The 14742-nt window shown below is 72.1% G+C and carries 15 protein-coding genes; 6 read left to right on the forward strand and 9 right to left on the reverse strand.

The window, feature by feature from the left end:
* Positions 1 to 21 precede the first annotated feature (21 nt).
* Positions 22 to 2043, forward strand: coding sequence for an NPCBM/NEW2 domain-containing protein (locus ACWC0C_RS40525; protein ID WP_450869570.1), 2022 nt, complete (start codon positions 22 to 24; stop codon positions 2041 to 2043).
* 106 nt (positions 2044 to 2149) lie between these two features.
* Here ACWC0C_RS40525 and ACWC0C_RS40530 read toward each other — a convergent pair whose 3' ends face one another.
* Positions 2150 to 3100, reverse strand: a complete 951-nt coding sequence (locus tag ACWC0C_RS40530) for an ROK family protein (protein ID WP_450869572.1) — start codon at positions 3098 to 3100, stop codon at positions 2150 to 2152.
* Positions 3101 to 3318: 218 nt separating this feature from the next.
* Between ACWC0C_RS40530 and ACWC0C_RS40535 the strand changes: the two genes are divergently transcribed.
* Complete coding sequence (locus ACWC0C_RS40535; RefSeq protein ID WP_450869574.1) at positions 3319 to 4368, forward strand: LacI family DNA-binding transcriptional regulator; 1050 nt, start codon at positions 3319 to 3321, stop codon at positions 4366 to 4368.
* A 7-nt stretch (positions 4369 to 4375) separates the two neighbouring features.
* Positions 4376 to 5173 carry a hypothetical protein gene (locus ACWC0C_RS40540; RefSeq protein WP_450869575.1) on the forward strand — a complete coding sequence of 266 codons (798 nt, stop codon included), beginning with the start codon at positions 4376 to 4378 and terminating at the stop codon, positions 5171 to 5173.
* Between the two features lie 138 nt (positions 5174 to 5311).
* On the opposite strand, the gene ACWC0C_RS40545 is transcribed toward ACWC0C_RS40540, so the two are convergent.
* From ACWC0C_RS40545 to ACWC0C_RS40570, 6 genes are all read right to left on the reverse strand, one after another.
* A complete protein-coding gene (locus ACWC0C_RS40545; RefSeq protein ID WP_450869577.1) occupies positions 5312 to 6610 on the reverse strand; it encodes a DUF6986 family protein in 1299 nt (432 codons plus the stop codon).
* Between the two features lie 183 nt (positions 6611 to 6793).
* Positions 6794 to 7756 carry an electron transfer flavoprotein subunit alpha/FixB family protein gene (locus ACWC0C_RS40550; protein ID WP_450869579.1) on the reverse strand — a complete coding sequence of 321 codons (963 nt, stop codon included), beginning with the start codon at positions 7754 to 7756 and terminating at the stop codon, positions 6794 to 6796.
* A gap of 53 nt (positions 7757 to 7809) precedes the next feature.
* Positions 7810 to 8595: an electron transfer flavoprotein subunit beta/FixA family protein gene (locus ACWC0C_RS40555; RefSeq protein WP_450869581.1), complete on the reverse strand. Its 786-nt coding sequence runs from the start codon at positions 8593 to 8595 to the stop codon at positions 7810 to 7812.
* 228 nt (positions 8596 to 8823) lie between these two features.
* Positions 8824 to 9333 carry a flavin reductase family protein gene (locus ACWC0C_RS40560; protein WP_449199664.1) on the reverse strand — a complete coding sequence of 170 codons (510 nt, stop codon included), beginning with the start codon at positions 9331 to 9333 and terminating at the stop codon, positions 8824 to 8826.
* Positions 9334 to 9381: 48 nt separating this feature from the next.
* Positions 9382 to 9462 carry a putative leader peptide gene (locus ACWC0C_RS40565; RefSeq protein ID WP_362615633.1) on the reverse strand — a complete coding sequence of 27 codons (81 nt, stop codon included), beginning with the start codon at positions 9460 to 9462 and terminating at the stop codon, positions 9382 to 9384.
* An 83-nt stretch (positions 9463 to 9545) separates the two neighbouring features.
* On the reverse strand, positions 9546 to 9959 hold the full coding sequence (locus ACWC0C_RS40570) for a thioredoxin family protein (RefSeq protein WP_450869615.1): 414 nt from the start codon (positions 9957 to 9959) through the stop codon (positions 9546 to 9548).
* 75 nt (positions 9960 to 10034) lie between these two features.
* On the opposite strand from ACWC0C_RS40570, the gene ACWC0C_RS40575 reads away from it, so the two are divergent.
* From ACWC0C_RS40575 to ACWC0C_RS40585, 3 genes are all read left to right on the forward strand, one after another.
* Complete coding sequence (locus ACWC0C_RS40575) at positions 10035 to 10451, forward strand: DUF4395 domain-containing protein (RefSeq protein WP_449199663.1); 417 nt, start codon at positions 10035 to 10037, stop codon at positions 10449 to 10451.
* 187 nt (positions 10452 to 10638) lie between these two features.
* Positions 10639 to 11364 (forward strand): lysophospholipid acyltransferase family protein, encoded by a 726-nt coding sequence (locus ACWC0C_RS40580; protein WP_449199662.1) that lies wholly within the window; start codon positions 10639 to 10641, stop codon positions 11362 to 11364.
* Between the two features lie 221 nt (positions 11365 to 11585).
* The gene (locus ACWC0C_RS40585) at positions 11586 to 12569 is read left to right on the forward strand and encodes a hypothetical protein (RefSeq protein WP_450869583.1); all 984 of its coding nucleotides are present in this window, start codon (positions 11586 to 11588) and stop codon (positions 12567 to 12569) included.
* A 21-nt stretch (positions 12570 to 12590) separates the two neighbouring features.
* On the opposite strand, the gene ACWC0C_RS40590 is transcribed toward ACWC0C_RS40585, so the two are convergent.
* Positions 12591 to 13793, reverse strand: a complete 1203-nt coding sequence (locus ACWC0C_RS40590) for a hypothetical protein (RefSeq protein ID WP_450869584.1) — start codon at positions 13791 to 13793, stop codon at positions 12591 to 12593.
* Between the two features lie 329 nt (positions 13794 to 14122).
* Positions 14123 to 14713 (reverse strand): transglutaminase domain-containing protein, encoded by a 591-nt coding sequence (locus tag ACWC0C_RS40595; RefSeq protein ID WP_450869586.1) that lies wholly within the window; start codon positions 14711 to 14713, stop codon positions 14123 to 14125.
* Between the last annotated feature and the right edge of the window lie 29 nt (positions 14714 to 14742).

Consider the following 14742-nt stretch of genomic DNA (forward strand, 5'->3'; position numbering starts at 1 on the left):
CGAGTCGGAGGAACGTCAACGATGCGTCACCCTCACACCCGCACCACCCGCCGAAGAGTGGTCGCAGCGCTCACCACGGGACTGCTGTGCGCGGCGGGCCTCGCCGGCCCCGCCCTGGCGACCCCCGCCCAGGCTCCCGCCACCCCCGCTCCGACCGACGGTCTCGCCCTCACCCCACCGATGGGCTTCAACAACTGGAACTCCACGCACTGCCGCGCCGACTTCAACGAGAGCATGGTCAAGGGCATCGCCGATCTCTTCGTGGCCAAGGGCCTGAAGGACGCCGGCTACCAGTACGTCAACCTGGACGACTGCTGGGCACTGCCCCAACGCGACGCCGCCGGCAAGCTGGTGCCCGACCCGGCCCGCTTCCCGAACGGCATCAAGGCCGTCGCCGACTACGTCCACTCCCAGGGGCTCAAACTCGGCATCTACACCAGCGCCGGCACCAAGACCTGCAACAGCGCGGGCTTCCCGGGCGCGCTCGGCCACGAGTACAGCGACGCCCGGCAGTTCGCCGACTGGGGCGTGGACTACCTGAAGTACGACAACTGCAACAACCAGGGCGTCGACGCCAAGCAGCGGTACACGACCATGCGCGACGCGCTCAGAGCGACCGGGCGGCCCATCGTCTACAGCATCTGCGAATGGGGCGAGAACAAGCCCTGGGAGTGGGCCTCCGACGTCGGCCAGCTGTGGCGGACCACGGGTGACATCAGCGACAGCTGGTCCTCGATGCTGTCCATCCTCAAACAGAACCTCCCACTCGCGCCGTACGCGGGACCCGGTCACTGGAACGACCCCGACATGCTGGAGGTCGGCAACGGCGGCATGACGGACACCGAGTACCGCTCGCACTTCTCCCTCTGGTCGGTCATGGCCGCGCCCCTGCTGATCGGCACCGACCTGCGCAAGGCCTCTGCGGCGACGTTCGACATCCTGGGCAACAAGGAGGTCGTCGCCGTCGACCAGGACCCGCTGGGCAAGCAGGGCACGGTCGTCTCCACCGCGGGCGGGCGCTGGGTGATCGCCAAGGAGATGAAGGACGGCGGCCGCGCGGTGGCCCTGTTCAACGAGTCGGGTACCGCCCAGCGGATCACCACCACCGCCGCCGCCGTCGGCCTGCCCGACGCCCCCGCCTACACCCTGCGGGACCTGTGGCAGCACAGCAGCTACAACACCGCCGGCACCATCGCGGCCACCGTCCCCGCCCACGGCACGGTCCTGCTGCGCGTCTCGGCCGACCCGCACTGGGCCGCGAACCCGCCCGCCGCCGAACTGGGCCTGGACGGCAGCCCGTTGCTGGAGGCCGCCACCCCGGCCACGCTGACCAGCACCGTCACCGACCTGGGCCGCACCTCCGCACGCCAGGTGTCCGTCTCGCTGACCGGCCCCGACGGGTGGACCGTACGGCCCACCACCTCGACCACGGCCGCCACCCTCGCCACCGGCAGGACCCTGCGCACCGGCTGGAGCGTCACCGCGCCGGCCGGCACACCGACCGGTTCCTACGCCCTCACACTCCGGGCCCGGTACCGCTCACCGGCCGGACAGCGCGTGACCAGCACGCTCCCGCTGACCGCGTCCGTCGTGGTGCGGCCGCCCTCCGGGGCGTCGTACCTCAGCGACCTGAACTGGTTGTCGGCGACCAGCGGTTGGGGGCCGGTGGAACGCGACACCAGCAACGGGGAGAGCGCCGCGGGCGACGGCAACCCGATCACCATCGGCGGCACGGTGTACGCCAAGGGGCTCGGCGTGCACGCGCTCAGCGATGTCTCCTTCTACACCGGCAAGGCCTGCGACAAGGTCACCGCGGACGTCGGCGTCGACGACGAGAAGGACACCAAGGGCACCGTCGCCTTCCAGATCTGGGCGGACGGCACCGAGGTCGCCTCGACCGGCACCCTGACCAACGCGATGCCGGCCCGGCACCTCACCGCCGACATCACCGGCGCCCAGGTGATCCGCCTGGTCGTCACCGACGGGGGAGACGGCATCGACTCGGACCACGCGGACTGGGCGGACGCGCGGCTCGTCTGCTGACGGCGCCCACCCGCCGGGCCGGACCGGACGCGACCGCGGGTGCGTGGCAGCCACGGGCAGTCGTGCCGCTGGGGCGGCACGGGGTGGCCGCCGGGGGCGGAACCCTTCAGACCCCCGCCGTCGCGTCCGGCCGGCGGGCCAGCGCTGCCGCCGCCGCCCCGACCAGCCCCGCGTCCGTCCCCATCTGCGCCGGCACGATCGTCAGCCGCTGGACAAAGGACAGGGTCGCGTAGTCGGTGAGGGCCTTGCGCAGGGGGGTGAAGAGGATCTCGCCCGCGTTGCCGACGCCGCCGCCGATCACCGCGATGTCGATCTCGACCAGGGTCGCGGTGGCCGCGATGCCGGCGGCCAGCGCCTGTGCCGCCCGCTCGAAGGAGGCCACGGCGACCGGGTCTCCCTCACGGGCGGCGGCGGCCACCGCGGCGGCCGAGGTGTCACCGTCGGGGCCGGGCCGCCACCCCTGGTCCAGGGCGCGGCGGGCGATGTTGGGACCGCTGGCGATGCGCTCCACGCAGCCGCGCGAGCCGCACGGGCACGGATCGCCGTCGAGGTCGACGCTGATGTGACCGATGTGGCCGGCGTTGCCGGTGGGCCCGGGATGCAGCCGGCCGCCCAGCACCAGGCCGCCGCCGACGCCGGTCGACACCACCATGCACAGCGCGTTGTCGTGACCGCGGGCGGCGCCCTGCCAGTGCTCCGCGGCCGTGATCGCGACGCCGTCGCCGATCAGCTCGACCGGGAGACCGCCGGCGGCCGCGCGCACCCGCTCGACCAGCGGGAAGTCACGCCAGCCCGGCACGTTCACGGGGCTGACCGTGCCCGCCGAGGCGTCCACCGGACCGGCGCTGCCGATGCCGATGGCGCCGGCGCGTCCCCACAGCGGCGACCTGGCGAGTTCGCCGAGCACCTCCTCGACGGCCCGCATGACCGTTTCGCCGTCCTGCTGGGCGGGGGTGGCGCGCTGGGCTCGGGCCAGGATCCGTCCGTGGCCGTCCACAAGGCCGCCGGCGATCTTGGTACCGCCGATGTCCAGGGCCGCCACGAGGTCGGTGTGCATCAGAGTCAGACTCCCCGTTGAAACTCGCAAACCAAGGAAGGGCAGGCCGGTCAAGCGGTGGGGGCGCAGGCCGGAGATAGCGGTGGACAGTGTCTCTCGCATCTGACAACGTTGTCCAGGCTCTATGCTCGACGCCACATCCTCATACAAACGGAGGATCGACGCACCATCCCGTTGACAAGTCGGACAAGTCGTACGACAGGACAGGACGCCGCATCGTGCCCGAGACCACCCGCCGCACAGACAGCCTTCCCGGCACCCGTTACGGCAACCGCCCCACGATGAAGGACGTGGCGGCGCGGGCCGGGGTCGGGTTGAAGACGGTCTCCCGGGTGGTCAACGGCGAGCCCGGCGTCACCCCGGACACCGAGCGCCGGGTGCAGGAGGCGATCGAGGCGCTGGGCTTCCGCCGCAACGACAGCGCCCGGGTGCTGCGCAAGGGCCGTACGGCGAGCATCGGCCTGGTGCTGGAGGACCTCGCGGACCCCTTCTACGGCCCGCTCAGCCGCGCCGTGGAGGAGGTGGCCCGGGCCCATGGCGCCCTGCTGATCAACGGCTCCAGCGCCGAGGACCCGGACCGCGAGCAGGAGCTGGCGCTGGCGTTGTGCGCACGGCGGGTGGACGGTCTGGTGGTGATCCCGGCGGGCGACGACCACCGCTACCTCGAGCCGGAGATCAGGGCGGGCGTGGCGACGGTGTTCGTGGACCGTCCGGCGGGACGCATCGACGCCGACGTGGTCCTCTCCGACAACTACGGCGGTGCCCGGGACGGTGTCGCCCATCTGATCGCGCACGGCCACCGCCGGATCGGGTTCATCGGCGACATGCCGCGCATCCACACCGCCGCCGAGCGGCTGCGCGGCTACCGGGCGGCCATGGAGGACGCCGGGATACCGGTCGAGGACGCGTGGATGTCCCTCGGGGCGACGAATCCGGAGCGGGTGCGCCGGGCGGCGGAGGAGATGCTGTCCGGGCCCGCCCCGGTCACCGCGATCTTCGCGGGCAACAACCGGGTGACGGTCACCGTGATCCGGGTGCTGGCCGAGCAGTCCCGCCGGGTCGCCTTCGTCGGCTTCGACGACATCGAGCTGGCCGATCTGCTCCAGCCGGGCGTCACGGTCGTCGCCCAGGACTCGGCCGCCCTCGGCCGCACCGCCGCCGAGCGCCTCTTCCGCCGGCTGGAGGGCGGGCTCGTGGCACCGGAGCGCATCGAGCTGCCCACCCGGCTGATCACGCGCGGCTCGGGCGAGCTGCCGCCCGCCGACTGAGCCGCCCATGACCGGCCGCACGCTGGAGGAACTCGGCCTCGCCGACGCCCCTCGCGACCATCCGCTGACCTACCCCGGCGCCTGGCCCGCCGACTCCGGGCTGCTGCACGGAGACCGGATGCTCCCGCTGGAGCGCCTGGTGTACGACGACCGGGCGCCGGTGCTCGCCGTCGGCTCCAACGCCTGTCCCGGCCAACTGCGCCACAAGATGGCGGAGTCCGGGATCGACTCCCCCGTGCCGATGGTGCGGTCGCGGGTGTCCGGGCTGGACGTGGGCGTCTCGGCGCATGTCAGCCGCTTCGGCTATGTCTCCGCGTCTCCCGTCAAAGCCCCGCGTGCGTTAAGCGAGTTGTTCGTCATCTGGCTGGACCGGCGTCAGCTGGAGGTGATCGACGCCAGCGAGGGCGTGCCGCTGACCGACGGCAACTTCTGGCGGGCCTGGCTGCCCCCGCCTCAGGTGCGGATCGAGCTGCCGGACGGTTCCGCGCTCACCGGGGCGTACGCCTACGTCAACCGGCACGGCGTGCTGCACAACGGCGCCGGTGCACCGCGCCGCCATCCCGGCGACCAGCACCTCCTGCTCACCGAACTCCTCGCGGGATCGGCTCCGTTACGGGAGCTGTTCGGTGTCACACCGGAGGAGTTCTGCGCGCGGGCACGCCGTGACACCGGGCTGTGGGCGCGGGGGACGCGGCTGTTCGCCGAGCAGAAGTGGGTGACCGAGTCGGGTTTCGAGCCGTACGCCGCCTCTCGGCAGACCGGGAGCCCGGGCACCGGGGAGTCGTTCTTCCCGCCCTTGAGGTAGACGTCGCTGACGTAGACACCGGTGTTGCCGCTGTCGTCGTCGGTCTTCGCCCACCACACGTTCGTCCACGCCGAGGGCGTACGGGGCGGCGGTGCCGGTCCACGCTCCCGGCCGGGGGTGCGGACCGGTCCGCTGCCGCTACTTCGCGGAGGCCGTCAGGTCGCCGCGCCGGGGCGCCGCGAAGGCCTCCAGGTCGGCGCGGGTGAGGCCGGTGAGGCGGGCGACCTCGGCGATGTCGAGGGCGCCGCAGTCCAGGCCGCGCAGCAGGTAGCCGCTGAGGGCCTTGGCGGTGGCGGGCTCGTCCATGACGTCGCCGCCGGCGCGGTTGGCGTAGCGGGCGAGGCGGGCGGCGGCCTGCTCGAAGCCCTCGCGGTAGAAGGCGAAGACGGCGGCGTAGCGGGTGGGGATGTGGCCGGGGTGCATGTCCCAGCCCTGGTAGTAGGCGCGGGCCAGGGCGCGGCGGGTCAGGCCGTAGTGCAGCCGCCAGGCGTCGTGGACCTTCTCGGTCGGGCCGACGGGCAGGACGTTCGTCGAGCCGTCGGAGACGCGTACGCCGGTGCCCGCCGCCGCGACCTGCATGATCGCCTTGGCGTGGTCGGCGGCCGGGTGGTCGCTGGCCTGGTAGGCGGCGGAGACGCCGAGGCAGGCGCTGTAGTCGAAGGTGCCGTAGTGCAGGCCGGTGGCGCGGCCCTCGGCGGCCTGGATCATTTTGGCGACGGCGGCGGTGCCGTCGGTGGCGAGGATGGACTGGCTGGTCTCGATCTGGATCTCGAAGCCGAGCCGGCCCGCGTCCAGGCCGTGCACCTTCTCGAAGGCCTCCAGGAGGCGCGAGAACGCGGTGACCTGTTCGGGGTACGTCACCTTCGGCAGGGTGAGGACCAGGCCCTCGGGCAGTCCGCCCGCCTCGATCAGGCCGGTGAGGAAGACGTCGAGGGTGCGGATGCCCCGGTCGCGGACCGCCGCCTCCATGCACTTCATACGGATGCCCATGTACGGCGCCGCCGTGCCACCGGCGTAGGCCTCCGCGATCAGCCGGGCCGCGCGGGCCGCCGTCTCGTCCTCCTCGGCGTCGGGGCGGGGGCCGTAGCCGTCCTCGAAGTCGACGCGCAGGTCTTCGATCGGTTCGCGCTCCAGCTTGGCGCGGACACGGGAGTAGACCGGCTCGGCGAGCTCGTCGGACAGGCCGAGGACCGCCGCGAAGGAGGCGGCGTCCGGGGCGTGTGCGGCGAGGGCGGCGAGGGCCTGGTCGCCCCAGGAGCGGATGGTGTCGGCGGCGAAGGCGTCACCGGGCACGTAGACGGTGTGGACGGGCTGCCGGGTGCCGGGGTCCCCGGGGTAGCGGCGCTCCAGCTCCGCGTCGACCGGTGCGAGGGAGGCGCTGATCTCCTCGCTGACGGCGCCCGCGAGGCTCGTCGCCACCTTCTCCTGCTGACCCATCCCACACCCTCCAATTTTCCGCTCTACGGAATCAACAATCCGTAGAATGAAGTTATCCGGCGTGGTTCCCGCTGGTCAACACCCGCCCGAACCCTGGTCGGCCCGCACCGATCCGTCTTCAGGATGCACCGAGGCCCCCGTGACCGCGCCGGTCACAGGGGCCTGGTAGCGCCGGGGAGGGGCTCAGCCCTTGCGGGCCTTGATCTCCTCGGTCAGCTGCGGGACGACGTCGAAGAGGTCGCCGACCACGCCGTAGTCGACCAGCTCGAAGATCGGGGCCTCGGCGTCCTTGTTGACGGCCACGATCGTCTTGGAGGTCTGCATACCGGCGCGGTGCTGGATGGCGCCGGAGATGCCGTTGGCGATGTACAGCTGCGGCGACACGCTCTTACCGGTCTGGCCGACCTGGTTGGTGTGCGGGTACCAGCCGGCGTCGACGGCGGCACGCGAGGCGCCGACGGCCGCGCCGAGGGAGTCGGCCAGGGCCTCGATGATCGAGAAGTTCTCGGCGCCGTTCACGCCACGGCCGCCGGAGACCACGATCGCGGCCTCGGTCAGCTCCGGGCGGCCCGTCGACTCACGCGGCGTACGGGCGGTGACCTTCGTGCCGGTCGCCTTCTCGGAGAAGGAGACGGACAGGGCCTCGACCGCGCCGGCGGCCGGGGCGGCCTCCACGGCGGCCGAGTTCGGCTTGACCGTGATGACCGGGGTGCCCTTGATGACGCGGGACTTGGTGGTGAAGGACGCGGCGAACACCGACTGGGTGGCCACCGGGCCCTCGTCGCCGGCCTCGAGGTCGACGGCGTCGGTGATGATGCCGGAGCCGATGCGCAGCGCCAGGCGGGCGGCGATCTCCTTGCCCTCGGCGGAGGACGGGACCAGCACGGCGGCCGGGGAGACGGCCTCGTAGGCGGCCTGCAGGGCGTCCACCTTCGGCACGACCAGGTAGTCGGCGTACTCGGAGGCGTCGTGGGTGAGGACCTTCACCGCGCCGTGCTCGGCGAGGGTGGCGACGGTGTCGGCGGCGCCGTTGCCCAGTGCGACGGCGACGGGCTCGCCGATGCGGCGGGCCAGGGTCAGCAGCTCGAGGGTGGGCTTGCGGACGGCACCGTCCACGTGGTCGACGTAGACGAGGACTTCAGCCATGGGATTGCTCTCCTGCGTAACGAAGTTGAGGGGCGGTCAGCGGGGGCGAGCCCTTAGATGAACTTCTGGCTCGCGAGGAACTCAGCGAGCTGCTTGCCGCCCTCGCCCTCGTCCTTGACGATGGTGCCGGCCGTGCGGGCCGGACGCTCGTTGGCCTCGTCGACCTTGGTGAACGCGCCCTCCAGGCCGACCTCCTCGGCCTCGATGTCCAGGTCGGACAGGTCCCAGGACTGCACCGGCTTCTTCTTGGCCGCCATGATGCCCTTGAAGGACGGGTAGCGCGCCTCGCCCGACTGGTCGGTCACGGAGACGACGGCCGGGAGGGAGGCCTCCAGCTGCTCGCTGGCGGCGTCGCCGTCGCGGCGGCCCTTGACCGTGCCGTCCTCGACCGAGACCTCGGAGAGCAGGGTGACCTGCGGGACGCCGAGACGCTCGGCCACGAGGGCCGGGACGATACCGCCGGTGCCGTCGGTGGACGCCATGCCGGAGATCACCAGGTCGTAGCCGGCCTTCTCGATCGCCTTGGCCAGCACCAGGGAGGTGCCGATGGCGTCGGTGCCGTGCAGGTCGTCGTCCTCGACGTGGATGGCCTTGTCGGCACCCATGGACAGGGCCTTGCGCAGCGCGTCCTTGGCGTCCTCGGGGCCGACCGTCAGGACGGTGACCTCGGCCTCGTCCGCGTCCTCCGCGATCTGCAGCGCCTGCTCGACCGCGTACTCGTCGAGTTCGGAGAGCAGACCGTCCACGTCGTCGCGGTCGACGGTCAGGTCATCGGCGAAGTGCCGGTCGCCAGTGGCGTCGGGCACGTACTTCACAGTGACAACGATCCTCAAGCTCACGCCGGCTCTCCTACTGCATCGTCATTTCCGGGCTGCCTCTTGCAGGCAGCATAGGCGCCTCAAGCGGCCTATCCCGGTCGGGGCGTCCGCGCGCTCCGACCGAAATATTACTCGTCAGTACACCCAGTCCAGGCTCGCTAAGCAAGCGCTTTGGACTGTGACCTTCGCAACGCAGCGTAACCGGAACTCGACGGGCTCGCAGGCAAGGGGGCACAACCTCTGGAGTGATCAATCCCGCAGGCCGTTGAAGCGGCCCTGGTGGTAGAGGAGGGGCCGGCCGGAGCCGGAGGGGTCGCCCAGGACGACCTCGGCGAGCACGATCCGGTGATCACCGGCCGGGACGCGGCCGACGATCCGGCAGACCAGCCAGGCGAGCACGCCGTCGAGCACCGGTACGCCTTCCGGGCCCTCGCGCCACGCGGTCGGCGCACCAAAGCGGTCGGCGCCGCTGCGGGCGAAGGTGGCGGCCAGCTCGCTCTGGTGCTCGCCCAGTATGTGGACGCCGACGTGGTCCGTCTCGGCTATCGCGGGCCAGCTGGAGGCGCCCGTACCGATGCCGAAGGAGACGAGCGGGGGCTCGGCGGAGACGGAGGTGAGGGAGGTGGCGGTGAAGCCGACCGGACCGGACTCACCGCGCGCGGTGATCACCGCCACACCGGCGGCGTGCCGGCGGAAGGTCGAGCGCAACAGGTCGGCAGACGCGAGCTGAACGGTGCCGAGGTCGGGCGTGGCCGTCATGGAGTTGTCCTTCTGCTGGAGGTCGCGAGCGAACTGGGCCGTCGGTGCTCAGCGGTCCGGACAGGTGGCGCTCGCGGTGCGGGCGAGGTCGACGTGGACCCGCCCGTGGAGAAGGAGTTCGGTCGGCATACGGTCAGGCTGACGATAGGTGGCGCGCGCAGTCAAGCACGGTCCGGGTTCTGCGAGATCGATCACCACGGCCTGAAGCCCCCTCACACGGCCTCCCCCAGTGCCGCGATGATGTCGGCCTTGCGGGGCTGGCCGGTGGCGCGCCGCACCACCCGCCCGTCGGCGTCGAGCACCAGCACGGTGGGCGTCTTCAGGATCTCCAGTTCGCGTACGAGGTCCAGGTGGGCCTCGGCGTCGATCTCGATGTGGGCCACACCGGGGACCATTGCGGCGACCTCGCCGAGCACGCGCCGGGTGGCCCGGCAGGGCGCGCAGAAGGCACTGGAGAACTGGACCAGCGTGGCGCGCTCGCCGAGTTCGTCGCCCAGCTCGGCCGCGCCCAGCCGCTTGCCGTCGTCCCGCCCGCGCACCCGTACTCTCCCGCTCCGCCGCTTGTGCAGCACTCCGGCGGCGCTCGCCACGACGAGCACCGCCACGCACACCACCAGTCCGGTCATCACCTGCACCAGCATTCATCAGACTGCAAAGATTCCCGCCTCCCGCAGAAGTTTCCGTTGCGGAATGCTTGGTTCATGGACATCGACGCGAGGGGGCCGCGCTTCGCGGCCGTGGTGACGACGGCCGTTCTGGCCGTGGCTCTGATCCTGCAGAACCCCTGGGTACTGGGCTGGCAGACACTGGCGTTCGCGCTCGGCGCGGCCGCGGGTGTCCAGCGCTCGCCGTACGGCTGGGCGTTCCGCACGGCCGTACGACCGCGGCTCGGGCCGCCGAAGGAGTTCGAGGCACCGGAGCCGCCGCGGTTCGCACAGGCGGTGGGCCTGCTGTTCGCAGGGCTCGGTCTCGTCGGGTTCGGCGTGGGACCGCAGTGGCTGGGGCTCGCCGCGACCGGCGCCGCGCTCGCCGCCGCGTTTCTGAACGCGGCGTTCGGCTACTGCCTGGGGTGCGAGATGTTCCTGCTCCTGAAGAGGGCCACGGCACGGGCGGAGTAAAGGGGACTTAAAGATCCAAGGTGGGGTGTAGGCCGACGTGACGAGGATCTCGCCGCCGTGGGGCACCAGGACTGGCTACCCGTCCGTTCTTCGGGCACGATCTGCGAGACGCCGTAAACCTACGGCTGCGTAACTTTCGCGCCGGGAGCCCCTTTCCCGAGCAGAGCAGAAAGGGTCCGTCCCGCCCATGGCAGAACTGGTCTACCGTCCCGTCGTCGGATTCGCCAAGACGTTGTTCAAGGTCTGGGACCTGAAGATCGACTGCCAGGGGTCGGAGAACATCCCGCGCTCGGGCGGCGCCGTGCTGGTGAGCAATCACATCAGCTACCTGGACTTCGTCTTCAACGGCCTGGCGGCCCTGCCGCAGAAGCGCCTGGTGCGCTTCATGGCGAAGGAGTCGGTCTTCCGCCACCGGATCTCCGGTCCGCTGATGCGCGGCATGCGGCACATCCCGGTGGACCGCAAGCAGGGCGAGGCGGCCTACGCGCACGCGCTGGACTCGCTGCGCTCCGGCGAGGTCGTCGGGGTCTTCCCGGAGGCCACCATCTCGCAGTCGTTCACCCTGAAGAGCTTCAAGTCGGGTGCGGCCCGGCTCGCCCAGGACGCCGGTGTCCCGCTGATCCCGATGGCGGTGTGGGGCACCCAGCGGCTGTGGACGAAGGGCCAGCCCCGCAACTTCAAGCGCAGCCACCTGCCCGTCACCATCCGGGTCGGCGAGGCGGTCGAGGCACCCCGCGACCAGTACGCGGGCGCCATCACCCGCCGGCTGCGCGAGCGCGTCCAGGAGTTGCTGGAGGCCGCGCAGCGCGCCTACCCCGGCCGCCCCAGGGGCGCCGAGGACTCCTGGTGGCTGCCCGCCCACCTGGGCGGCACGGCACCCACGGTGGAGCAGCTGCGGGCAGCCGAGGCGTAAGCCCGCGGCGCGTTAGCCGGGGGCGCCCTCAGCAGTTCCTTCGGCTGCGGGGCGGTGGGGGCTGGTCGCGCAGTTCCCCGCGCCCCTAAGTACTCGCACCCGGCATCATGCGGCGGCGGTCCGGCCGATAGGGTTCGCGATCGTGACGGGAGAGCCTGCGGGCTCTCGTGTGCCGACCGCTGTACGGGGGCTCGACGATGCGGCGCTGGTGGAAGGTGACGTTGACGGCTGCGGCCGTGCTGGCTCTGACCGGCTGGATCGCCGCGCCGTATGTGAAGGACTGGTGGCTGGTGCGTACCGCCTGCGACGGCGCGCTCCCCTCCGGGCCGGTGCGTCGACTCGCGGACGGCGGCGGCCACTTCACGAAGGCCGAGGCGTCCGCGCATCCGCGGCTCGGTGACTATGGCTGCAGCCTGTCCTTCGAGGGCCATGGCGACGCCACGACGGTGGTGGAGATGACCGCCTACACCGGGCGGGACGACCAGGACGGCGAGTTTCTCTTCGACTTCCCGCAGGCGGGCTTCCCGCGCATCCACCCCATGCCGCAGGGCCTGCCGGGATTCGTCGACCAGTTCGGCGACCTTCAGTTCCTGCTGCGCTGCCCGGACCTGGGCAAGGACACGGCGGGCAGACCGCGCAGGATGCTGGTGAGGACGCACCTCGGGTACGCCACCGCACGCACGAGCCACGCCGCGTACGAGACGGTCATCCCCCTCGTCAACTCCGCCTCCCGGCACCTTGGTTGCGGCGCCGAGCCGCTGGCCGTGCCGAAGGACGATGCCGCGCCACCGGATCCCGACAGGGCCTGGCGCGCGGTCCCCGTCACCGAGGTGGAGGGCACCGCCTGCGGGTGGGTGGCCGGCGCGCGGATCCCGCACGCCGCCGAGTGGCAGGTCGAGCCGCTGATGAACGACACGGCTCCCGCCGGGCGTTGTGACCTGTACCGGAAAACCTCGACGGACTCGACGTATCTGGACTTCGCCGCCTGGTACGGCGACTGGAGCAACCGGTTGGTCACGTCCGACGGGGTACGCAGCGGCCTGACGGCGACCGCGCGCTGCGACGGCGAGGCGGCCAACTTCGCGGTCACCGGCTCGCAGAAGATCCCGGGAGTCGGTACGGCGGAGCGGCGCAGGCTGCTGAAGGCCTTCGCCGAGGACCAGGTCGAGCGGCGCGGTTGTACGGGGCTGCGGGTGACCGGCTGACGCGTTCCGATGTGGGCGCCCTCACGTGGGGCCGTACCGGTACGCGCCCAGGTACGAGTCGTCCAGGAGCTGCCGGATGGCCGAGGCCCGCTCGGACGGTACCTTCCGGGCCTTGGCCCAGGCGTCCACCGTCAGGAACAACTGACGGCGCGCGTCCATGAGATCGTCCTGCGCGGGCCCGCTCACCGGGCGGAGCGCGATGCTCCCCATCGAGGGGCGGCTGCTCACCTGCCGTGGCGCTGCCTGGTAGGCGCCGCGGGTGTGCCGGCGTGCCGAGGCGTCGAAGGAGCCGAGATCGGTGATGTCGCCGTCGCGGGCGCCTTTCGCTCGGGCGTACATCAGGGTGCCGATGCGGCGCGCGATGTCCTTGAGGTCGTTGTCGGGGCCGAGCGTGGGGCGCGTCTTCTCCTCCCCCGGCTCCTTCTCCCGCCGGTAGCCGGGGTCCGTGCCCTGGGCGGTGAGCCGCTCCAGGTAGTGGGCGAGGTAGGCGCGCTCGGCGTCGTACAGGATCGCGAACGCCTCCGGGTTCCTGGCCAGTTCCGCGAAGAGCCGTCCGGGTTCGGCCGTCAGTGTGCCGGTGTAGTCGAAGCCGAACTCGGGGTGCGCCTCGCCGGGTGCGAGAAAGCGGCCGAAGCGGGACCAGCCGGCCTGGTCGGGCGCGGCCTGTGCGCCGGAGGCCGCCGGGGTGGCGGCATCGGGATCGTCGAGGGTGAAGGCAGTGGTGTCGGCGACATAGCCGGCGAGCACCCGGGCCAGGCCCGGCTCCGCACCGGGCGGCACCTCGGCCTCGTGATAGATCGCGCTGACGGCGTAGACCACGCGGGACTGGGCGGTGGTGTGCGGCTTGCCGGGGGCCGAGGCGCCGGTGGCGGCCTCCATCACCTGGCCGAGCACCCGGCCGCCGTCGCCGCACAGGGTGCCGGACGGCAGGAGCGCGCGCACGGCGTCGTAGCGCGACATGTCGTCCCGGGGGTCGAGGGCGCGGGTCGCCGACACCGGGTTCTTCGCCAACTCACGTGTGGCGGCGGGAAGTTCCTTGCAGGACGGATCCCAGACGCCGAGCGCGAGCGGCACGGCGGCACCCCCCGCGACGACGGCCAGTGCCACGGTCGAGGCGAGCACCCTGCGCTTGCGCAGCCGGGCGAACCGGCCACCGGACCCGACGGCATCCGCCGAACCGTCGGCCGCTGCCTCCTCCGGCCCGGCGGAGGTCTGCTCCCCCACGGCGGAATCACGGTCCCGCCCGGCGGGCTCCGGACCCCGGCCGACCGCATCCGCGTCCGGGCCGACGGGAGCCCCACCCCGCCCAGACTCATCCCGCCCCGACCCGGCAGAACCTTGCCCTCGCTCGGCGGACTCCGGGCCCCCGCCGGCGGGCGTCCGCCCCCCGCCACAGCTGTCACCCTCGGCTTCGCCCTCCGGGACGGACGGCGCCGGCCCCGGCGTCTTCTGCGCGCCGGTGATGTCGTCTTCCCCTGCTGCTCCCCCGTTGCTCATGGCCGGGAGGTTAGCGAGTGCGATCGAGGCGTTGCCGGGCGGGGTGCCGCCCGGCGTCAGAGTGCGTCGGGGAGGTTCTTCCACAGGTGCGGTCGGTCGGGGGCCGTTTTCAGGGCGTCGAGGACGGCCGGGTGGGGTTCGGCATACAGGACCGGATAGTCCTGCTCACCGGCCGCTGGGTCGGGGATCCAGGCCAGCCGCTCGCCGTCCAGGGAGAACCGGGCGTCCACGCCGGGAATGTTCCCCCGCGGGTCCTGCCGGTGCCAGGCGCCGTGGAAGCGGACGGCGACCAGACCGTGTACGGCATGGCCGCCCTCGTCGTCGGTCAGACGCTGGTAGCACAGGGCCGTCGGGATGTCCTCGGCCCGCAGCAGGGCGGCCAGCGCGTGGGCCTTGGCGTAGCAGATGCCGGTGCGCAGGGCCAGCACGTCGGAGGCGCGCCAGGTGACGCGGTGGTCGTCGGCGTCGGCGGAGTGCGGGATGGTGTCGCGCACGAATTCGTAGGCGGCCCGCGCATAGGCATACGAGTCGGCCGCCCCTGCGGCCAGCTGGGCGGCCGTCTTCCGGACCACCGGATGGTGATGGTCGATGACCTCGTCCGCAGCCAAGTATGCGGACAGATCGGCGATGTTCTGGATCAGCTCCATGCCCGCAGAGCATAGGAATGCGATCACTC

The organism is Streptomyces sp. NPDC001709 (assembly GCF_053596375.1).

Coding starts and splice junctions, on each gene's coding strand:
- ACWC0C_RS40545 (WP_450869577.1), bottom strand. CDS start 6,610: ATGGGTCAGCAGGAGAAGGTGGCGACGAGCCTCGCGGGCGCCGTCAGC.
- ACWC0C_RS40580 (WP_449199662.1), top strand. CDS start 10,639: ATGGCAGAACTGGTCTACCGTCCCGTCGTCGGATTCGCCAAGACGTTG.
- ACWC0C_RS40575 (WP_449199663.1), top strand. CDS start 10,035: ATGGACATCGACGCGAGGGGGCCGCGCTTCGCGGCCGTGGTGACGACG.
- ACWC0C_RS40560 (WP_449199664.1), bottom strand. CDS start 9,333: ATGACGGCCACGCCCGACCTCGGCACCGTTCAGCTCGCGTCTGCCGAC.
- ACWC0C_RS40530 (WP_450869572.1), bottom strand. CDS start 3,100: ATGCACACCGACCTCGTGGCGGCCCTGGACATCGGCGGTACCAAGATC.
- ACWC0C_RS40595 (WP_450869586.1), bottom strand. CDS start 14,713: ATGGAGCTGATCCAGAACATCGCCGATCTGTCCGCATACTTGGCTGCG.
- ACWC0C_RS40540 (WP_450869575.1), top strand. CDS start 4,376: ATGACCGGCCGCACGCTGGAGGAACTCGGCCTCGCCGACGCCCCTCGC.
- ACWC0C_RS40550 (WP_450869579.1), bottom strand. CDS start 7,756: ATGGCTGAAGTCCTCGTCTACGTCGACCACGTGGACGGTGCCGTCCGC.
- ACWC0C_RS40565 (WP_362615633.1), bottom strand. CDS start 9,462: ATGCCGACCGAACTCCTTCTCCACGGGCGGGTCCACGTCGACCTCGCC.
- ACWC0C_RS40525 (WP_450869570.1), top strand. CDS start 22: ATGCGTCACCCTCACACCCGCACCACCCGCCGAAGAGTGGTCGCAGCG.
- ACWC0C_RS40570 (WP_450869615.1), bottom strand. CDS start 9,959: ATGACCGGACTGGTGGTGTGCGTGGCGGTGCTCGTCGTGGCGAGCGCC.